The sequence below is a fragment of the Cupriavidus sp. 8B genome (genome assembly GCF_054589115.1).
Window position 1 is genome coordinate 60,811 of the sequence record NZ_BAAILO010000460.1, and the last position, 17,878, is coordinate 78,688.

Consider the following 17,878-nt stretch of genomic DNA (forward strand, 5'->3'; position numbering starts at 1 on the left):
GCATGATCACCTGGCTGGATCCGCATGATCCGTTCCCGCCGGTCGAGCGTGCGCTCGGCCCGGGCTCCGACGCGCCCGGCCTGCTTGCGGCCAGCCGCGAGTTGTCGGCCCAGCGCCTGTTGCTGGCTTACCGGCAGGGCATCTTTCCCTGGTATGCCGAAGGCCAGCCGGTGCTGTGGTGGAGCACCGACCCCCGCATGGTGCTGCCGCCGCAGGCGCTGCGCGTTTCCAGCACCTTTCGCAAGACCCTCAAGCGCGTGCTGCGCGACCCGGACTGGGAAATCCGCGTCGACGACGACTTTATCGCCGTGATGCAGGCCTGCGCCGAAACCCCGCGCGATGGCCAGCATGGTACCTGGATCACAGAGGACATCATCGCCGCCTATGGTGCGTTGCACCGTAACGGCCTGGCCCATTGCGTGGAGGCCTGGTACCAGGGCGAGCGCGCGGGCGGCCTGTATGGCGTGGCGCTCGGGCGGATGTTCTACGGCGAATCGATGTTCGCGCGGCGCACCGATGCCTCCAAGATCGCACTGGCCGCGCTGTGCGCGTTCCTCGGCAACCACGGCGTGGCGATGATAGACTGCCAGCAGGAAACCGATCACCTGGCTTCGCTCGGCGCGAGTCCCATCCCGCGTGCGGAGTTCGCGGCCCATATCCGCATTGCCACCCGCCAGCCGGATATCGTGCCGTGGGGTTTTGACAAGACGGTGCTGGAGAGATGGACGCAGGCGCAGCCATAAGGCACACCACGTCGTCCACTCGCCGCAAGGTCAGGTCGCCGCGCCATCGGCTTTCCCGCGTTGCTGTTTCATCCCTTGCCGTTGCAGACACATGAGCAAGCTAAAGGAACTACCCCTTTCCGCGCTGCAGTTCTACGCTACGGCACCCTATGCTTGCAGCTACCTCGATGGCCGCATGGCGCGCTCGCAGGTGGCCACGCCCGCCCACCTGATCAACGCCGATGTCTATTCGCGGCTGGTGCGCGCGGGCTTCCGGCGCAGCGGCATCTTTACCTACCGTCCCTATTGCGATGAATGCCACGCCTGCACGCCATGCCGCGTGGTGGTGGACCAGTTCCGCCCGGACCGCAGCCAGCGCCGGGCCTGGCGCCAGCACGGCAAACTGCAGGCCCTGGTGGCACCGCTGACCTACGTCGAAGAGCACTATGCGCTCTACCTGCTGTACCAGTCGATGCGCCACGCCGGCGGCGGCATGGACCAGGACAGCCGCGACCAGTACGAGCAATTCCTGCTGCAAAGCCGGGTCAACTCGCGGCTGGTCGAATTCCGCGAGCCGCCGGGCTCGCCCGAGGCCGGCCGGCTGCGCATGGTCAGCATGATCGACGTGCTCGACGATGGCTTGTCCTCGGTCTACACCTTCTACGATCCGCTGGAGGTGCACGCCAGCTACGGCACCTACAACATCCTGTGGCAGATCCAGCAGGCCCGCGAGCTCGCCTTGCCGCACCTGTACCTGGGCTACTGGATCGCCGATAGCCGCAAGATGGCCTACAAGGCACGCTACCGGCCGCTGCAGGTGCTGACGGCGAATCAGTGGCGCGCGTTCGATGCGGCGCCAGCGTCGCTCCGGGATGCGGCGCCCACCGTGGCATCGCCCACCGCCGTGCCCGTCATTCCGCCGCAGCCCGGCGAGCAAGCCCCGGAAAACAGCCTGTAGTGGAGTAGCGGACAGCCTGCGCAAGTCATGCCCGCGCCAGCGGCGCCATACCCGATCCGGCCCAACCGTTACAATGCCGCCTTGGTCCCGACTTCCAAGCTGATTCCCTGTGCTGAACGCGCTCTACCCCCTGTTTCGCCCCGCCCTGTTCTCGATGGATGCGGAGGACGCTCACCACTTCACCCTCAACAACCTACTCCGCGCCAAGCGCATGGGGCTGGCGGGCTGCATCGGCAATACCATCGCCGACGACCCGCGCACGGTGATGGGCGTGCGCTTCCCCAACCCGGTTGGCCTGGCCGCCGGGCTCGACAAGGATGGCGCGTACATCGACGGGCTGGCCGCCTTCGGCTTCGGTTTTATCGAGGTGGGCACCGTGACGCCGCGCCCGCAGGCGGGCAACCCGCGTCCGCGCATGTTCCGCCTGCCGCAGGCGGATGCGCTGATCAACCGCATGGGCTTCAACAACGGCGGCGTGGATGCCTTTGTCGCCAATGTGAACGCGTCGCGCTGGAAAGCCGAAGGCGGCGTGCTGGGCCTGAATATCGGCAAGAACGCCGATACGCCGATCGAGCGCGCGGTGGATGATTACCTGCACTGCCTGGAACGGGTCTACCCGCACGCCAGCTACGTCACCGTGAATATCTCGTCGCCGAACACCAAGAACCTGCGCCAGCTGCAGGGCGCCAGCGAGCTCGACCACCTGCTCTCCACGCTCAAGGATGCGCAGCAGCGCCTGGCCGACAAGTACAAGCGCTACGTGCCGCTCGCGCTCAAGATCGCGCCGGATCTCGATGCCGACCAGATCGGCAATATCGGTGACGCGCTGGTCCGCCACCGCATCGACGGCGTGATCGCCACCAACACCACCATTGCCCGCGACGCGGTCAAGGGCCTGCCGCATGGCGAGGAAGCCGGCGGCCTGTCGGGCCGGCCGGTGTTCGAGTCGTCCACGCGCGTGGTCAAGAGCCTGCGCGCGGTGGTTGGGGACGCGGTGCCCATCGTGGGCGTCGGCGGCATCTTCAGCGGCGCCGATGCGCAAGCCAAGATCGCGGCCGGCGCGCAGCTGGTTCAGGTGTACAGCGGGCTGATCTACCGCGGCCCGGTGCTGGTCAAGGAATGCGCTGCTGCGCTGCGCGCCTGACGGTTCCGAACCGAACCCGTTTTCGCGCCTTATCACACCAGCCTCACAAGGATAGCCATGGAAACCACCCGTCTTGGCCGCAGCGACCTGCAGGTCTCGCGCATCTGCCTCGGCACCATGACCTTCGGCGAGCAGAACACCGAAGCCGAAGGCCATAGCCAGCTCGACTACGCGGTGTCGCGCGGCATCAACTTCATCGACACCGCCGAGATGTATCCGGTCAAGCCGCGTGCTGAAACCTATGGCAGCACCGAGCGCATTGTCGGCACCTGGCTCAAGCGCCAGCAGCGTGAGCGCATCGTGCTGGCCACCAAGGTGGCCGGCCCGGCGCGCATGCCGTGGATCCGCAATGGCGGCGACCTGACCCCGGACAGCATCCGCACGGCGGTGGACGCTTCGCTGTCCCGCTTGCAGACCGATTACATCGACCTGTACCAGATCCACTGGCCCGCTCGCAACGCGCCCATCTTCGGGCAGAAGCAGTTCGATCCGGCCAATGAGCGCGAGTGCGCCTCCATCCAGGCGCAGCTCGAAGCCATGGGCGAACTGGTGCGCGCAGGCAAGATCCGCTATGTCGGCGTATCCAACGAAACGCCGTGGGGCGTGACCGAGTTCGTCAAGCAGGCGGAGCTGCACGGCCTGCCGCGCATCGCCACCATCCAGAACCCGTACAACCTGCTCAACCGCAGCTTCGAGCAGGGCCTGGACGAGGCCTGCTTCCGCACCGACACAAGCCTGCTGGTCTACAGCCCGCTGGCCTTTGGCCAGCTCACCGGCAAGTACCTCGGTGGCGACCTCGCCCACCCGGTGTTCAACGCGCAAGCCAAGGGCCGCCTGACGCGCTTCCCGCCCGACTGGAGCCCGCGCTACCTGCGCCCGGAGAGCCTGGCCGCGGCCGCCCGCTATGTGACGCTGGCGCGCGAGCATGGCCTCTCCCCGGCTACGCTGGCGCTGGCCTGGAGCTACTCGCGCTGGTTCGCCGCGAGCACCATCATCGGCGCCACCTCGCTGGAACAATTGCGCGAGAACATCGATGCATGGCAAACGCCGCTGCCCGAGGCGGCGACCGCAGCCGTTGCCCGCATCCACGCCGAAATCCACAACCCCGCGCAGTAACGTTTCCGCGTTCCAGGCACCTGCCAGGTGCACCGTCCGGAGCCGCCCACAGCGTGCTCCGGGCTTGCCGTTTGCCCCCACTGAGGCACTAGAACAGGGCAAGACAGGGCAAATTTCGCCTCGAAAATGGTATCCTCGCAGGCTTATCGCCGTCGTATCCGCTGTACAAGAGCGTCCTCCAGCCTGCCGCCTGGTGTATCGCCCACGCAACGGACCGACCGGCCGGCGCGGCGCGCCGCCGGGCAGGACGGCGGACCAGTTCTTATCGAGAACGAAACGTGGCCCATCACCCAGAACCCATATCCGGGGGAGATTAAATACTATGAAGTGTCTCAAGACATCGACCAAGACCATCCTCGGCAGCGCCATCGCCCTCGCGCTGCTGTACGGCGGCGCCGTGCAGGCCCAGACCGTCAAGGTGCTCTCGATCGTCGACCACCCCGCGCTGGACGCCATCCGCGATGGCGTGCGCGACGAGCTGAAGACCGCCGGCTTTGACGCCGACAAGAACCTGAAGTGGGAATACCAGAGCGCGCAGGGCAATACCGGCACGGCCGCGCAGATCGCCCGCAAGTTCGTCGGCGACCAGCCCAATGTAATCGTGGCCATCGCCACGCCGTCGGCCCAGGCCGTGGTGGCCGCCACCAAGTCGGTGCCGGTGGTGTATTCCGGCGTGACCGACCCGGTCGCCGCCCAGCTGGTCAAGAGCTGGAGCGCAACCGGCACCAACGTGACCGGCGTCTCCGACAAGCTGCCGCTGGACCGCCAGGTTGCCCTGATCAAGCGCGTCGTGCCCAAGGCCAAGACCGTCGGCATGGTCTACAACCCGGGTGAAGCCAACTCGGTGGTGGTGGTCAAGGAACTGAAGACGCTGCTGGCCAAGGAAGGCATGACGCTGAAGGAAGCCGCCGCACCGCGCACGGTCGACATCGGCGCCGCCGCCAAGAGCCTGATCGGCAAGGTCGACGTGATCTACACCAACACCGACAACAACGTGGTGTCGGCGTATGAAGCGCTGGTCAAGGTGGCCAACGAGTCGAAGATCCCGCTGGTGGCTTCCGATACCGATAGCGTGAAGCGCGGCGCCATTGCAGCGCTGGGCATCAACTACGGCGACCTCGGCCACCAGACCGGCAAGGTGGTAGTGCGTATCCTGAAGGGCGAGAAGCCCGGCGCGATCGCGTCCGAGACCAGCGACAAGCTGGAGCTGTTCGTGAACACCAGCGCGGCCGAGAAGCAAGGCGTGACGCTCTCGCCCGAGCTGGTCAAGGAAGCGAAGACCGTCATCAAGTAATGGCGGCACGCTGACCCTGCGCGTTCGCGCGCAGGCGGCTCTATGGCTCTATCCGGGCCCGCCCCCGGAACGCCTGCGCCGCGCCGCCCGACCCGGGCAGCGCGCCAGGCGTTTCTGATTCGGCCTCCCGTGCCGGACACAAGCAACTGGATTTCCCCCATGTCCCTCTTTTCCCTTATGGGCGCCCTGGAGATCGGCCTGATCTTCAGCCTCGTCGCCCTGGGGGTGCTGATCTCCTTCCGCATCCTCAACTTTCCCGATCTCACCGTCGACGGCAGCTTCCCGCTGGGCGGCGCTGTGGCAGCCACGCTGATCGCTTCCGGCCAGGACCCCTTCGTCGCCACCGCGCTGGCGATCGTGGCGGGCGCCTTTGCCGGTTTCATCACCGGCTGGCTCAATGTGCGCCTCAAGATCATGGATCTGCTGGCCAGTATCCTGATGATGATCGCGCTGTACTCGGTCAACCTGCGCATCATGGGCAAGCCCAATGTGCCGCTGATCACCGAGTCCACCATCTTCACCATCCTGCAGCCCGACTGGCTGCCCGACTACCTGCTGCGCCCCGCGCTGCTGCTGATCGTGGTGGTCGTGGCCAAGCTCGGCCTGGACTGGTTCTTCTCCTCGCAGCTCGGCCTGGCCATGCGCGCCACTGGCGCCAACCCACGCATGGCGCGCTCCCAGGGCATCGCCACCGGCCGCGCCACGCTGGCCGGCATGGCACTGTCCAACGGCCTGGTAGCGCTTGCGGGCGCATTGTTCGCGCAGACCCAGGGCGGCTCCGATATCTCCATGGGCATCGGCACCATCGTGATCGGCCTGGCCGCGGTGATCATCGGCGAGAGCATCCTGCCGGCCCGCCGGCTGGTGTACACCACGCTGGCCGTGGTGCTGGGCGCCATCCTCTACCGCTTCTTCATCGCACTGGCGCTCAACAGCGAGTTCATCGGCCTCAAGGCGCAAGACCTGAACCTGGTCACCGCCGTGCTGGTGACCGGCGCCCTGGTGCTGCCGGGAACCCGCAAGAAGCTGTTCGGCCGCAAGAACGGAGGTGCCTGAGATGCTGCGCGCACAAGACCTGAAACTCACCTTCAATCCCGGCACCCCGATCGAGACGCGCGCGCTGCGCGGCCTCAGCCTGGATATCCCGACGGGCCAGTTCGTTGCCGTGATCGGCTCCAACGGCGCCGGTAAATCCACCTTCCTCAATGCCATCAGCGGCGACCAGATGGTGGACACCGGCCGCATCACGATCGACGACGTCGACGTCACGCGCAAGCCGGCCTGGGACCGCGCCCCGCTGGTGGCGCGCGTCTTCCAGGACCCGATGGCGGGCACCTGCGAGGCGCTGACGATTGAGGAAAACATGGCGCTGGCCATGGCGCGCGGCAGCCGCCGGGGCTTTCGCGCGGCGCTGAACAAGCCCTCGCGCGAGCTGTTCCGCGACAAGCTGCGGCTGCTCAACCTCGGCCTGGAAAACCGCCTGACCGATCGTATCGGCCTGCTCTCTGGCGGGCAGCGCCAGGCCGTGAGCCTGCTGATGGCCTCGCTGCAGCCCTCGCGCATCCTGCTGCTGGACGAGCACACCGCCGCGCTCGACCCGAAGACGGCTGCCTTCGTGCTGGAACTGACCGCCAAGATCGTGGCAGACGCCAAGCTCACCACGATGATGGTCACGCACAGCATGCGCCAGGCGCTGGACTACGGGCAGCGCACGGTGATGCTGCACCAGGGCCAGGTTGTGCTGGACGTATCGGGAGAGCAGCGCGCGGGGCTGGACGTGCCGGACCTGCTGCGCATGTTCGAGCAAACGCGCCATGAGCAACTGGATGATGACGCCCTGCTGCTGGGCTGAGCCACTCGCATAGCCACGTCCGTGCAAAAAGGCCCCCGCTCATCAGCGGGGGCCTTTTACATTGGGGTGGGCGTTTGCGTGGCAGCGCTCAGGCAGTGGCCGCCTTGTCCAGCCAGCGCTTGAGCTGGTCGGTAACGGCCGTGCTCGAGAACGAGCAGCTGTCCTGCGCGAATACCGCCGCCATCTCCAGCCGGCGCAGCAGCTCTTCCATCGCCTGCCCGAACATCGGCGGCAGCACCAGGCCGGGGGCGGCCTCGCGCCAGCTGCGCACCAGGCCATCGGCTGCGAGCTGGCCGCCGATATGTTGTTCGAGCGCGGCGCGCATGGTTGCCAGCGCCGGCGCATTGCTTGTCGTCGTAGCCATCAACGGGCCCTCCTTTCTTTGTAAAGCTCACGGAACGTGCGTCCGCTCGGTGCCGGCAGGTCGCGGGTTTCGGTCCAGCCGCGGCCGGCCATCGGCAGGCTGGCAATCAGCTTGCTGCTGCCGCCCATGCGCGAGAGCAAGCGCGCGCCGATGCGGGTCGCGAAGGCGTACAGCCCCGGCCGGCGCGCCACGTAGCCCCACACTTGCAGCCCAAGCCGCTCCTGCCAGGGACGCAGGCCGCGTTCCATCTGCTTCTCGCGCAGCTTGCGCAGCAGGTCCGACAGCGGGATCGACGCCGGGCACACGCGGTTGCATTCTCCGCACAGCGTGGCGGCCTGCGGCAAGTCCAGCGCATTGGCCAGGCCCACGTAGCTCGGCGTCAGCACGCTGCCCATCGGGCCCGGGTAGACCCAGCCGTAGGCGTGGCCGCCGATCTTCTGGTACACGGGGCAATGGTTCATGCAGGCACCACAGCGGATGCAGCGCAGCATGTCCTGGAAGTCTCCGCCGATCAGGCCGCTGCGCCCGCCATCGACCAGCACGAAATACATATGCTCGGGGCCATCGCGCTCGCCCTCGGCGCGCGGGCCGGTCAGCAGCGAGAAGTAATTCGAGATGGCCTGGCCGGTGGCCGAGCGCGGCAGCAGCCGCATCACGGTTGCCAGGTCTTCCAGTGTGGGCAACACCTTTTCGATGCCGGTCACCGCCACATGCACGCGTGGCATCACGGTGCACATGCCCTCGTTGCCCTCATTGGTCACCACCGCCACCGAGCCAGTCTCGGCAATGATGAAGTTGCCGCCGGTCACGCCCATGTCGGCGGACAGGAATTCCGGGCGCAGCACTTCGCGCGCCTCGCGCGTCATCGCGGGGATATCGGTCAGGCGCGGTTTGTGGTGCACGCGGGCGAACAGGTCGGCGATCTCCTCCTTGTCCTTGTGCACCACCGGGGCAATGATGTGCGACGGCGGCTCGGCATCGTTGATCTGCAGGATGTATTCACCCAGATCCGTCTCGATGCTCTGCACGCCCATCTCGCCCAGCACCTGGTTCAGGCGCATTTCCTCGGTCACCATCGACTTGCTCTTGATGACCTTCTTGACGCCATGCTTGCGCGCGATCTCCGCCACCAGCCGCGCGGCATCGGCCGTGGTCTCGGCGAACAGCACGGTGGCGCCGCGGCGCGTGGCGTTTTCCTCGAAGGTGGCGAGCCAGACGTCGAGGTTCTGCAGCGCGCGGTCGCGGCGCTCCTTGAGCGCCTCGCGGGTGGCATCGAAATCGATGTCGCGGATGGCGTCGGCGCGCGCCGTGACGAACTTGGTGGAGAGCTTCTTGAGGTTCTGCTGCAGGCGCTGGTCGGCCAGCTTCTGGCCCGCGCGCGCCTTGAACTCCATGCTGCGAACTTGCATAGCGGGGATCTCGCTAAGGGTTGTTTTTCGGCTGGCCGGGATCAGGCATCGCCGGCAAGCACTTGCGCGATATGCAGCACCTGCGTGCGCGTGTCGCCGGTCCTGCGCAAGCGCCCTTCGATATTGAGCATGCAGCCGAGATCGCCCAGCACCACGGCATCAGCACTACTGGCCTTGATGTTGGCGCACTTCTCATCGACGATGGCCGTGGAGATATTGCCGTATTTGACCGAGAAGGTGCCACCGAATCCGCAGCAAGCCTCGCAGTCCTTCATCTCGCTCAATTGCACGCCAGGCAATTGCGCCAGGAGGGCGCGCGGCTGGCTCTTGACGCCCAGTTCACGCAAGCCGGAGCAAGAGTCATGGTAGGTAATGCGGCCCGCGAACCTTGAGTCGAACTCGTCCAGCTTGGCCACGTTGACCAGGAAATCGGTCAGCTCGAACACACGCGAGCGCAGGCCTTCATAGCGGCCATTCAACTCGGGATCGTCGCCGAGCAGATCCGCATAGTGATGCAGCACCATGCCACCGCAGGATCCGGACGGAATCACCACGTAGTCGAACATCTCGAACTCGCGTAGGAATTTCTCCGCCAGGTCGCGCGATGCCGTGCGCTCGCCCGAGTTGTAGGCCGGTTGCCCGCAACAGGTCTGGGCCTCGGGCACCATCACCTCAAAGCCAGCCTTCTCCAGCAACTTGAGCACCGAGAAGCCGATTTCCGGACGCATGAGGTCCACCAGGCAGGTGGCGAACAGACCAACTCGCATTGTTTCCCTTTTCCAGACCCCGAAACCCCGCAATTATGCGCCCTTGCGCACCGGCCAGCATACAAAAGCGTTCACGGCTGGGGTGAATTCGCCGCATTTTTACATGCATTTTTCGCCACATTCGCCATCGGCATCATCCGAAGATTCTTTCGGTAATGGCATTTCACCTATTGAAATTTTCACAATGCGAGATAGAATCAGGCAACCGCTTAATTTGCCGCACGGCAACATTTCCCCATGGCAGAAGCAGACAAAGCCCCCGGCAAGACATCCATCCAGGTCATCGAACGCATGATGACCTTGCTGGATGCGCTCGCCCAGCATGCTGATCCGGTCAGCCTCAAGGAACTGTCGCTGACCACCGGCCTGCACCCTTCCACCGCGCACCGCATCCTCAACGACATGGTGGCCTGCCGCTTCGTCGACCGCTCCGATCCTGGCAGCTACCGGCTTGGCATGCGGCTGCTGGAGCTCGGCAACCTGGTCAAGGCCCGGCTGTCGGTACGCGACGCGGCGCTGGCGCCGATGCGGGCGCTGCACCGCGTGACGGGCCAGACCGTGAACCTGTCGGTACGCCAGGGGGATGAGATCGTCTACATCGAGCGCGCTTATAGCGAGCGCTCCGGCATGCAGGTGGTGCGCGCCATTGGCGGCCGCGCGCCGCTGCACCTGACCTCGGTGGGCAAGCTGTTCCTGGCGGCCGATGAAGTGGCGCGGGTGCGCAACTACGCCACCCGCACCGGGCTGGCGGGACACACCCGCACCTCGATCACCGACCTGATCAAGCTGGAGCGCGAGCTCAACTGGGTACGCACCAACGGCTATGCGCGCGACAACGAAGAGCTGGAACTTGGCGTGCGTTGCATCGCCGCCGGCATCTACGACGACTCGCGCCGCCTGGTGGCCGGATTGTCGCTCTCGGCCCCGGCCGATCGCCTGCAGGACAGCTGGCTGCAGAACCTGAAGGAAACCGCGCTGCAGATCTCGCGCGGCATGGGCTACGCGGCCGACGTCGCAGCCTGAGCACGGCGGGGTGAGCGGCGCGGGGGGCCCACGCGCCCTTCCCGCCGAATCTTTACCTGGCCCGCTCCCTCTCTCCTTCCCCCCGCGCACTGCCTCAATCGCAGACCGAGCGTATACCCTTAGTTTTCAGATAACCTGAATAGTTATATCCTGCTGGGCATGCGGACCAAAGCCCTTACCCTCACCGAACAGGTGACCCAGCAGTTGCGCGCCGAGATCGCCGGCGGCACCTATCCCGTCGGCGCCCGGCTGCCGACGGGCAAACAGCTTGCCGAGCAGTATGGCGTCAGCCCGGCCGTCATCCGCGAGGTGACCGAGCACCTGCGCTCCCAGGGCCTGGTCGAAAGCCGCCAAGGCGTGGGCAGCACGGTGCGCTCTCGCGTGGGCAACGCCGGCTTCCAGCTGCCGCAGGAGATCGGCATCGATCGCGACGAGCTGGCCAGCATCTACGAGCTGCGGCTCGATCTCGAAAGCGCCGCCGCCGCGCTCGCGGCACTGCGGCGCACCGCGCAGGATGTCGCCGGCATGCAGTCGCTGCTGGACCGGCTCGCGGCGCAATTGCACGACCCGCACCGCAGCGTGGAGGCGGACACCGCCTTCCATGTGGCAATTGCCACCGCCACCCACAACAAGTACTACCTGCAGTTGCTGCAGTACCTGAACCTGCAACTGCACCAGGCCGTGCACGTGGCGCGGCTCAATACCCGCCAGCAGGATGGGCTGTCCGAACAGGTCCACCAGGAACACCTGGCCATCTTCCACGCGATCCGCGCCGGCGACCCCGAACAAGCGCGCGCCGCGGCGGTGGCGCACCTGCGCGGCGCCGCGGGGCGGCTGGGCCTGCAGCTGGCAGCGCGTGGCGAGTCCGTCGCCAGCGGCCAAGACCCCTCTCATTCCGCGGCCTGAGCCGCATTGCTTCTCCGGATAGACCCACCATGCAAAACTCAGATTTCCTGCCCCGCCTGATCGAAGCGCTCGGCCCCGACGTGGTTGCCACCGAGCCCGACCAGGTTGCGCCGTGGCTCGCCGACTGGCGCGGCCTTTACCGTGGCAATGCACAGGCCGTGGTGCGCCCGCGCTCGGTGGACGAGGTGGCGCGCTGCCTGGCCCTGTGCCAGCAGGCCGCGGTCCCGGTGGTGCCGCGTGGCGGCAACACCGGGCTGTGCGGCGGCGCCGCGCCGGACAGCAGCCCCGCCAACGTGGTGCTGAGCATGGACCGCATGAATGCGATCCGCTCCATCGACACCATCGCCAACACGCTGGTCGCCGAAGCGGGCTGCATCCTGGGCAACCTGCGGCGCGCCGCGCAGGAGGCGCATCGCCTGCTGCCGCTCAGCCTGGCGGCCGAGGACTCCTGCCAGATCGGTGGCAATCTCGCGACCAACGCGGGCGGCGTCAATGTGGTGCGCTACGGCATGACCCGCGAGCTTGTTCTGGGCGTGGAAGCCGTGCTGCCCAACGGGGAGATCTTTCACGGGCTGCGCGCCTTGCGCAAGGACAATACCGGCTATGACCTCAAGCAGTTGCTGATCGGCTCCGAAGGTACGCTGGGCGTCATCACGGCCGCAGCGCTGCGCCTGTTCCCGCGCACCGACGCGCGCTCGGTGGTACTGGCGGCAGTGGCTTCCCCGCTGCAAGCGCTGGAGCTCTTCGAGCTGCTGTTCGCACAGTGCGGCGCGCGCCTGCAAGCCTTCGAGTTCTTCACCGGCGATTGCGTCGACCTCGTGCTCAAGCACGCGCAAGGCGTGCAGGAGCCCTTCGGCCAACGCTATCCCGCCTATGTGCTGGTGGAACTGGCCGACACCACCGACGAAGCCGCCCTCAACGTGCTGCTGGAGCGCGTGATCGGCGAGGCGCTGGAGCGCGAGCTGTGCCTGGACGCCGCCGTCTCGGCTTCGCTGTCACAGCTGCAGGGCCTGTGGAAGCTGCGCGAGGAGATCTCCGAGGCGCAGCGCGCCGACGGGCCGCACCTGAAGCACGATGTGTCACTGCCGATCGAGCAGATCCCGGCCTTCATGGCCTCGATGGAGACGCGCCTCAAGGCCATCAGCCCCAGCATCCGTCCGTTTATCTTCGGGCATTTCGGCGACGGCAACCTGCACTACAACCTGTCGCGACCCGCGGGCGCGCAGCACGACTGGACGGCGCAGCATGGCAAGGCGCTGACGGCCGCAGTGCTGGAGGAGGTGGCGCGCTACGGTGGCAGCATCAGCGCCGAGCATGGCATCGGCCAGCTCAAGCGCGATGATTTCCTGCGCCTCAAGGACCCGCTGGAGCTGCGCATGATGCAAGGCATCAAGAAGTTGCTGGATCCGGCCGGCATCATGAATCCGGGCAAGCTGCTCTAAGCGCACCGCCCTCGCCGCAAAGAAAAACGCGCCGGCGACGGCGCGTTTTTCATGACTTCAAGCAGGAGACCGGATCACTCCGGCACCCCCATCAGATGCCGCGAGGCTGCTGAGCGGTCAGGATCGCCTGGGGGGTTGGGCTGCCAAGCCCCTGCGTCAGGTTTGGGGACGTGGGAAAAGGGCGGCCCGGCCCCGTCTGCACGTGTTCCAGCCAGTCCTTGACGCGGTTGGCATCGGCGAAGCGGGACAGCTTGCCAACGGAATCCAGGAACACCATCACCACATTGCGGCCATTCACGCGTGCCTGCATCACCAGGCACTGGCCAGCCTCGGAGATAAAGCCCGTCTTTTGCAGGCCGATCTCCCAGTTGCCGCCACGAACCAGGCGATTGGTGCTGACGTAATGCTGGGTGCGGCCAAGCACATTGACCTCATGCTCGGTCTGCGTCGAAAACTCGCGGATGGTGGGGTTGCGGTACGCCGCATTGACCATGCGCACAAGGTCCATCGCACTCGAGACATTGCTGCTCGACAAGCCGTTCGAATCGACGAAATGGCTGTCGTTCATGCCGAGCTCGCGCGCCTTGCGGTTCATGGCCTGCACAAAGGCCGGCAGGCCGCCCGGGTAGCTGCGGCCCAGCACCGATGCCGCACGATTCTCCGAGGACATCAGTGCCAGCAGCAGCGCCTCCTGGCGCGTGAGCTGCGCGCCAAAGCGCAGGCGCGAACTGCTGTGCTTCTCGGTGTCGCGGTCTTCCTCGGTGATGGTGAGCACCTCATCCATCGGCTGGCGCGCGTCCATCACCACCAGGGCGGTCATCAGCTTGGTGATCGAGGCGATCGGCAGCACCGCGGCGGCGTTCTTCTGGAACAGCACTTCGTTGGAATTCTGGTCCATCACCAGTGCCACGCTGGAGCGCAGCGCGAGCGCGTCCTCCGTGTCACGCAGGCCGAGCGCCTCGCCCAGCGAGGGCTTGGCGGGAATGAACGCCGCGCGAACCGGTGCCGCCTGGCGCTGCGCCACCACGGTGCGCTTGCCGTTTTTCAGTACCACGACCTTGCGCGTCGTGGCGCGCTCAGCCTTGCCGCTCGTCGCGGCCTGCTTGGATTTTGCGGATTTAGAGGAAGAACTTGCCGATTTTTTCTCGGACTTGGTGACTTTTGCCGACTTTTTGCTGGTTTTTGCGGTGTCCGACGTTTTCGTCGCGGCATCGGCCACAGGGGCGGCCAGCATGGAAACGGTCAACAGCACGGAGGCCGCAACCGAAGTAAGAGGGGTAGAGCCGAAGAATCGCAAAAATAGGGGGGAATCAGACCGGAACATGATTCATTCAGCGCGCAACTTGGATTGCGCCAGTTTAGGAAAAAAAGAAATTGTTAGCAAGATTAAAGACTTACGGAGCCTCTTTAAAGTTCGATTTGCAAACAATTCCACATTACGGAAAATGCGGGGCACGCATCACATCGCACGTGCAGTAAGACCGACGTCGACTGTGGTAATTCCACAGCGTTTCATCTTTCTCGCCCGCCCGTCGGGATGACCCGGGCCAACAGACAACAGGCGGCGACAGCACAAAGCGCGCCCCCGCCGCCGACAACTTCTTAAGATAAGAAACGCGCGAACCCGCTTACCGGTTCACGTTCCGTACTAAGGGTATTCTCTATGGCGGCGGGGTCGGCATGGCCCAGCGCCATGCCGCAGACCACCATTTCATCCTCCGGCAGGCGCAAGTGATTGGCGATGACCGCGTGGAACTGGGTGAACGCCGCCTGCGGGCAGGTATCCAGCCCGCGAGCCCGCGCCGCCACCATGATGCTCTGCAGGAACATGCCGTAGTCGAGCCAGCTGCCCTGCTCCAGGATGCGGTCGATGGTGAAGATCATGCCCACCGGCGCGCCAAAGAAGGTGAAGTTGCGCGAGTGCTGCGCATGCATACGCGCCTTGTCCTCGCGGCTGATCTGCAGCAGGCTGTAGAGGTCCCAGCCCACCTTGCGGCGGCGGTCGATGTACGGCGTCACCCACTCGCGCGGATAGTAGGGATACTCCTCGCGATATTTGCTGTCGCGCTGCGGATCGTCGTACGCGGCCAGCACCTCGGCCGACAGCTTCACCTTGGCGTCGCCCGTCAGCACATAGACCCGCCACGGCTGGGCGTTGGTGCCCGACGGGGCCCGGCTGGCCACCGCCAGGATCTCATTGACCACGTCGCGCGGCACCGGCGTATCGAGAAACGCGCGCACCGAGCGGCGCGTGATGATGGCTTGGTCGACCAGGGTGGTGTCCCGTTTCTGCTGCGAATCCATGGCTCTCAACTCCTTTGCGCGGGCCGGCTCATGCGTGGGCGCCCGCCGGCTCGCACACCAGGGCCTGCAGCGCGTCGCGCAGCGCGGGCGGCAACGGCACCGGGCGGCGCGTGGCCCGATCCACGTAGACATGGACAAAATGGCCCTGCGCCGCGGCCACGTCTTCGTCGTTGCGGAACAAGCCCACTTCGTAGCGCACGCTCGAATTGCCCAGCCGCGCCACGCGCAGCCCGGCCACCACGGTATCGGGAAAGCTCAGCGCGGCAAAATAATTGCATTGTGTCTCGATCACCAGCCCGATGGTGTCGCCGGACGCGATATCCAGCACACCCTCCCGAATCAGGTAGGTGTTCACCACGGTATCGAAATAACTGTAGTAGATGACGTTGTTGACATGGCCATAGACGTCGTTATCCATCCAGCGCGTGGTGATGGGCTGGAAATGACAGTAAGCGCTGCGGGTATCGGCGGTCGGGTTCATCGAAAGTGGAATCAGGGAAAATTAGCGGCGGATCACCAGTGCAACACCGCTTGCGGCCAGGGCCATGCCAAGCGCGGCCAGCGGCGGGAATCGCTCGCCGAACAGCAGCCACGCCATGGCGGCGGTGGTCGGCGGGGTGAGATACATCAGGCTGGATACCTTGGTGGCCGCGCCTTGGCGGATCAGCAGGAACAGCAGCGAGATGGCGCCGATGGACAGCGCGACCACGGACCAGGCGAGCGCGCCGACCATCTCGGCATTCCATTCGACGTGACGGGTTTCGGTCAGGAACATGAACGGCAGGCAGGCCAGCGCCGCCGCGGCAAACTGGATCACCGAGCCCATGCGCAGGTCGAATATCGGGCAATAGCGCTTCTGATACAGCGTGCCGAAGGTGATCGAGAACAAGGCGCCCAGCGCCAGCAGCAGGCTTGGCGCGGACAACCCGCTGGCCGACAGCTTGTTGGCCACCACCAGGCCCACGCCGACGATGCCAAGCAGCAACCCCAGCCACTGGCGCCTGCCGATGGTCTCGCCCATGCGCGAAGCCGCCAGCGCGGTCAGGATCGGCTGCATGCCGACAATCAGGGCGGAGACGCCCGCCGGCATGCCGAGCTTGACCGCTGCCCACACGCCGCCAAGGTAGCCCGCCTGCAGGAACAGCCCTGCCAGCGCGATGTGCCCGACCATGCGCCAGTCGGTCGCCCCGGCGCGCTGCGGCAGCGGGACGCGCGCCATGAGCACGAAGGGCACCATCAACACCAGCACGCCGACAAAGCGCAGGAACAGGAAGGTCATCGGCTCGGCGTGCGGCATGCCGTACTTGGCCACGATAAACCCGGTGCTCCAGATCACCACGAACAGCCACGGCATGCCGGCCATCCACAAGGTGCCGCGTGCCGCGTGAGCCTGGCTGGTTGCACTCATCGCGGTGCCATCTCCTTGTTGCCGGTGGACAGGATCGTGCCTGCCACGGCGGCGTCCGGCTTTTCGCGCCGGGCGTAGCGATCGTGATATTGGGCCGCGAGTGCGATGGTCTGCGCATGCACCGCGACGGTGTCCTCGATCTGGTTGCCATAGCCGCCGGCCATCGCCACGGCAACGGGCAGTCCGCGCGCCAGGGCCGCGTCGAACACCAGCCGGTCGCGCCGGGCCAGCCCGGCCAGTGTGAGTTTCAGGCGCCCAAGCCGGTCGCCCTCATGCGGATCGGCCCCTGCCAGGTAAATGATGAGGTCGGGAGCGAAACGCGCGAACAGCGTATCGAGTGCGCCCTGCAGCGCTTGGGCGTAAGCCGCATCGTCGCAGCCATCGGGCAGGCCCACATCGAGATCGCTGGCCTCCTTGCGAAAGGGATAGTTCTTCTCGCCATGCAGGGACAGCGTAAAGACGAAGGGGTCGTCACGCAGGATGGAGGCGGTACCGTTGCCCTGGTGCACGTCGAGGTCGACTACGGCCACGCGCTCCACCTGGCCGTCGCGGCGCAGTTGGCGCGCGGCGATGGCCGCGTCGTTGAAGACACAGAAGCCGCCGCCCTTGTCGGCATAGGCATGATGCGTGCCGCCCGCCAGGTTGACCGAGATGCCCTCGCGCAGGGCGACGCGGCAGGCCTCGATGGTGGCACCGGCGGAGCGCCGCGACCGCTCGACCATGGCGTCCGACCACGGAAAGCCGATCTCGCGCTGGCGCGCCGGGTCCAGTTCGCCCCGAGAGACGCTGGCGACATATTCAGGCGTGTGCGCCAGCAGCAAGGCATCGTCCCCGGCCCGCGGCGCCTCGACCAGCGCCAGCCCTGGCACGTCGCGCTCGACCGTCTCCCTCAACATGCTGTACTTGCGCATCGGGAAACGGTGGCCCTCGGGCAGGGGCAGAACAAAATGATCGGCGTAAAAAGCGAGCATGAGGGCAAACGTAGGCGGGCTGGCTGACCGGCGGCGGCCGGTCGCGGCAACCGGGCCGCGGTGCATCGGCCGGTAGGTTGCGCCCTTGGGCAGCAGCGATTCGGGCAGACCGCGATGGTAGCACTGTGCCGGCGCCAGGGTGCGCCGTCCCGGCCTTCCCTCCTCCCCTCCAGGTGCGTGCCGTGGCGCACCTGCCGA

Annotated in this window: 18 protein-coding genes; 10 read left to right on the plus strand and 8 right to left on the minus strand. The window is 66.1% G+C overall.

The window, feature by feature from the left end; genetic code table 11:
- The first annotated feature begins 2 nt into the window (after nucleotides 1–2).
- The 7 genes from aat (at nucleotide 3) to ACYP5B_RS43915 (ending at nucleotide 7,086) form a co-directional block, all read left to right on the plus strand.
- Nucleotides 3–743, plus strand: a complete 741-nt coding sequence (gene aat, locus ACYP5B_RS43885; RefSeq protein ID WP_318232636.1) for a leucyl/phenylalanyl-tRNA--protein transferase — start codon at nucleotides 3–5, stop codon at nucleotides 741–743.
- A 91-nt stretch (nucleotides 744–834) separates the two neighbouring features.
- A complete protein-coding gene (locus ACYP5B_RS43890) occupies nucleotides 835–1,680 on the plus strand; it encodes an arginyltransferase (RefSeq protein ID WP_318232637.1) in 846 nt (281 codons plus the stop codon).
- A gap of 109 nt (nucleotides 1,681–1,789) precedes the next feature.
- Nucleotides 1,790–2,824: a quinone-dependent dihydroorotate dehydrogenase gene (locus ACYP5B_RS43895; protein WP_318232638.1), complete on the plus strand. Its 1,035-nt coding sequence runs from the start codon at nucleotides 1,790–1,792 to the stop codon at nucleotides 2,822–2,824.
- Between the two features lie 57 nt (nucleotides 2,825–2,881).
- Nucleotides 2,882–3,940, plus strand: a complete 1,059-nt coding sequence (locus tag ACYP5B_RS43900; protein WP_318232639.1) for an aldo/keto reductase — start codon at nucleotides 2,882–2,884, stop codon at nucleotides 3,938–3,940.
- 322 nt (nucleotides 3,941–4,262) lie between these two features.
- Complete coding sequence (locus ACYP5B_RS43905; RefSeq protein WP_400094400.1) at nucleotides 4,263–5,234, plus strand: ABC transporter substrate-binding protein; 972 nt, start codon at nucleotides 4,263–4,265, stop codon at nucleotides 5,232–5,234.
- 159 nt (nucleotides 5,235–5,393) lie between these two features.
- Nucleotides 5,394–6,290 carry an ABC transporter permease gene (locus ACYP5B_RS43910; protein ID WP_267606259.1) on the plus strand — a complete coding sequence of 299 codons (897 nt, stop codon included), beginning with the start codon at nucleotides 5,394–5,396 and terminating at the stop codon, nucleotides 6,288–6,290.
- A 1-nt stretch (nucleotide 6,291) separates the two neighbouring features.
- Nucleotides 6,292–7,086, plus strand: a complete 795-nt coding sequence (locus tag ACYP5B_RS43915; RefSeq protein ID WP_400094399.1) for an ABC transporter ATP-binding protein — start codon at nucleotides 6,292–6,294, stop codon at nucleotides 7,084–7,086.
- Nucleotides 7,087–7,174: 88 nt separating this feature from the next.
- Here the strand turns inward: ACYP5B_RS43915 and ACYP5B_RS43920 are convergent, their stop codons facing one another.
- The 3 genes from ACYP5B_RS43920 to ACYP5B_RS43930 are packed head-to-tail and all read right to left on the minus strand — an operon-like array spanning nucleotide 7,175 to nucleotide 9,626.
- Nucleotides 7,175–7,450: a hypothetical protein gene (locus ACYP5B_RS43920; RefSeq protein WP_400094397.1), complete on the minus strand. Its 276-nt coding sequence runs from the start codon at nucleotides 7,448–7,450 to the stop codon at nucleotides 7,175–7,177.
- Nucleotides 7,450–8,859, minus strand: a complete 1,410-nt coding sequence (locus ACYP5B_RS43925; protein ID WP_400094396.1) for a LutB/LldF family L-lactate oxidation iron-sulfur protein — start codon at nucleotides 8,857–8,859, stop codon at nucleotides 7,450–7,452. Before ACYP5B_RS43925 ends, ACYP5B_RS43920 begins: the two co-directional genes overlap by 1 nt.
- 41 nt (nucleotides 8,860–8,900) lie before the next feature.
- Nucleotides 8,901–9,626, minus strand: a complete 726-nt coding sequence (locus ACYP5B_RS43930) for a (Fe-S)-binding protein (protein ID WP_400094394.1) — start codon at nucleotides 9,624–9,626, stop codon at nucleotides 8,901–8,903.
- A 237-nt stretch (nucleotides 9,627–9,863) separates the two neighbouring features.
- On the opposite strand from ACYP5B_RS43930, the gene ACYP5B_RS43935 reads away from it, so the two are divergent.
- The 3 genes from ACYP5B_RS43935 to ACYP5B_RS43945 all read left to right on the plus strand — a co-directional run bounded on the left by ACYP5B_RS43935 (nucleotide 9,864) and on the right by ACYP5B_RS43945 (nucleotide 12,997).
- Nucleotides 9,864–10,649, plus strand: a complete 786-nt coding sequence (locus tag ACYP5B_RS43935) for an IclR family transcriptional regulator (protein WP_267606254.1) — start codon at nucleotides 9,864–9,866, stop codon at nucleotides 10,647–10,649.
- A 159-nt stretch (nucleotides 10,650–10,808) separates the two neighbouring features.
- Complete coding sequence (locus tag ACYP5B_RS43940) at nucleotides 10,809–11,555, plus strand: FadR/GntR family transcriptional regulator (protein WP_459573800.1); 747 nt, start codon at nucleotides 10,809–10,811, stop codon at nucleotides 11,553–11,555.
- Between the two features lie 29 nt (nucleotides 11,556–11,584).
- Nucleotides 11,585–12,997 (plus strand): FAD-binding oxidoreductase, encoded by a 1,413-nt coding sequence (locus ACYP5B_RS43945; RefSeq protein WP_459573801.1) that lies wholly within the window; start codon nucleotides 11,585–11,587, stop codon nucleotides 12,995–12,997.
- A gap of 91 nt (nucleotides 12,998–13,088) precedes the next feature.
- Here ACYP5B_RS43945 and pbpG read toward each other — a convergent pair whose 3' ends face one another.
- The 5 genes from pbpG to ACYP5B_RS43970 form a co-directional block, all read right to left on the minus strand.
- Nucleotides 13,089–14,231 carry a D-alanyl-D-alanine endopeptidase gene (gene pbpG / locus ACYP5B_RS43950; protein ID WP_400094389.1) on the minus strand — a complete coding sequence of 381 codons (1,143 nt, stop codon included), beginning with the start codon at nucleotides 14,229–14,231 and terminating at the stop codon, nucleotides 13,089–13,091.
- Between the two features lie 368 nt (nucleotides 14,232–14,599).
- Entirely contained in the window at nucleotides 14,600–15,301 is a 702-nt protein-coding gene (locus ACYP5B_RS43955) for a nitroreductase (RefSeq protein WP_318232646.1), read from the minus strand.
- A 28-nt stretch (nucleotides 15,302–15,329) separates the two neighbouring features.
- Nucleotides 15,330–15,782 (minus strand): acyl-CoA thioesterase, encoded by a 453-nt coding sequence (locus tag ACYP5B_RS43960; RefSeq protein ID WP_400094388.1) that lies wholly within the window; start codon nucleotides 15,780–15,782, stop codon nucleotides 15,330–15,332.
- Between the two features lie 21 nt (nucleotides 15,783–15,803).
- Nucleotides 15,804–16,709, minus strand: coding sequence for a DMT family transporter (locus ACYP5B_RS43965; protein WP_400094387.1), 906 nt, complete (start codon nucleotides 16,707–16,709; stop codon nucleotides 15,804–15,806).
- Nucleotides 16,706–17,680 (minus strand): histone deacetylase family protein, encoded by a 975-nt coding sequence (locus tag ACYP5B_RS43970; protein ID WP_400094385.1) that lies wholly within the window; start codon nucleotides 17,678–17,680, stop codon nucleotides 16,706–16,708. Before ACYP5B_RS43970 ends, ACYP5B_RS43965 begins: the two co-directional genes overlap by 4 nt.
- Nucleotides 17,681–17,878: the final 198 nt, after the last annotated feature.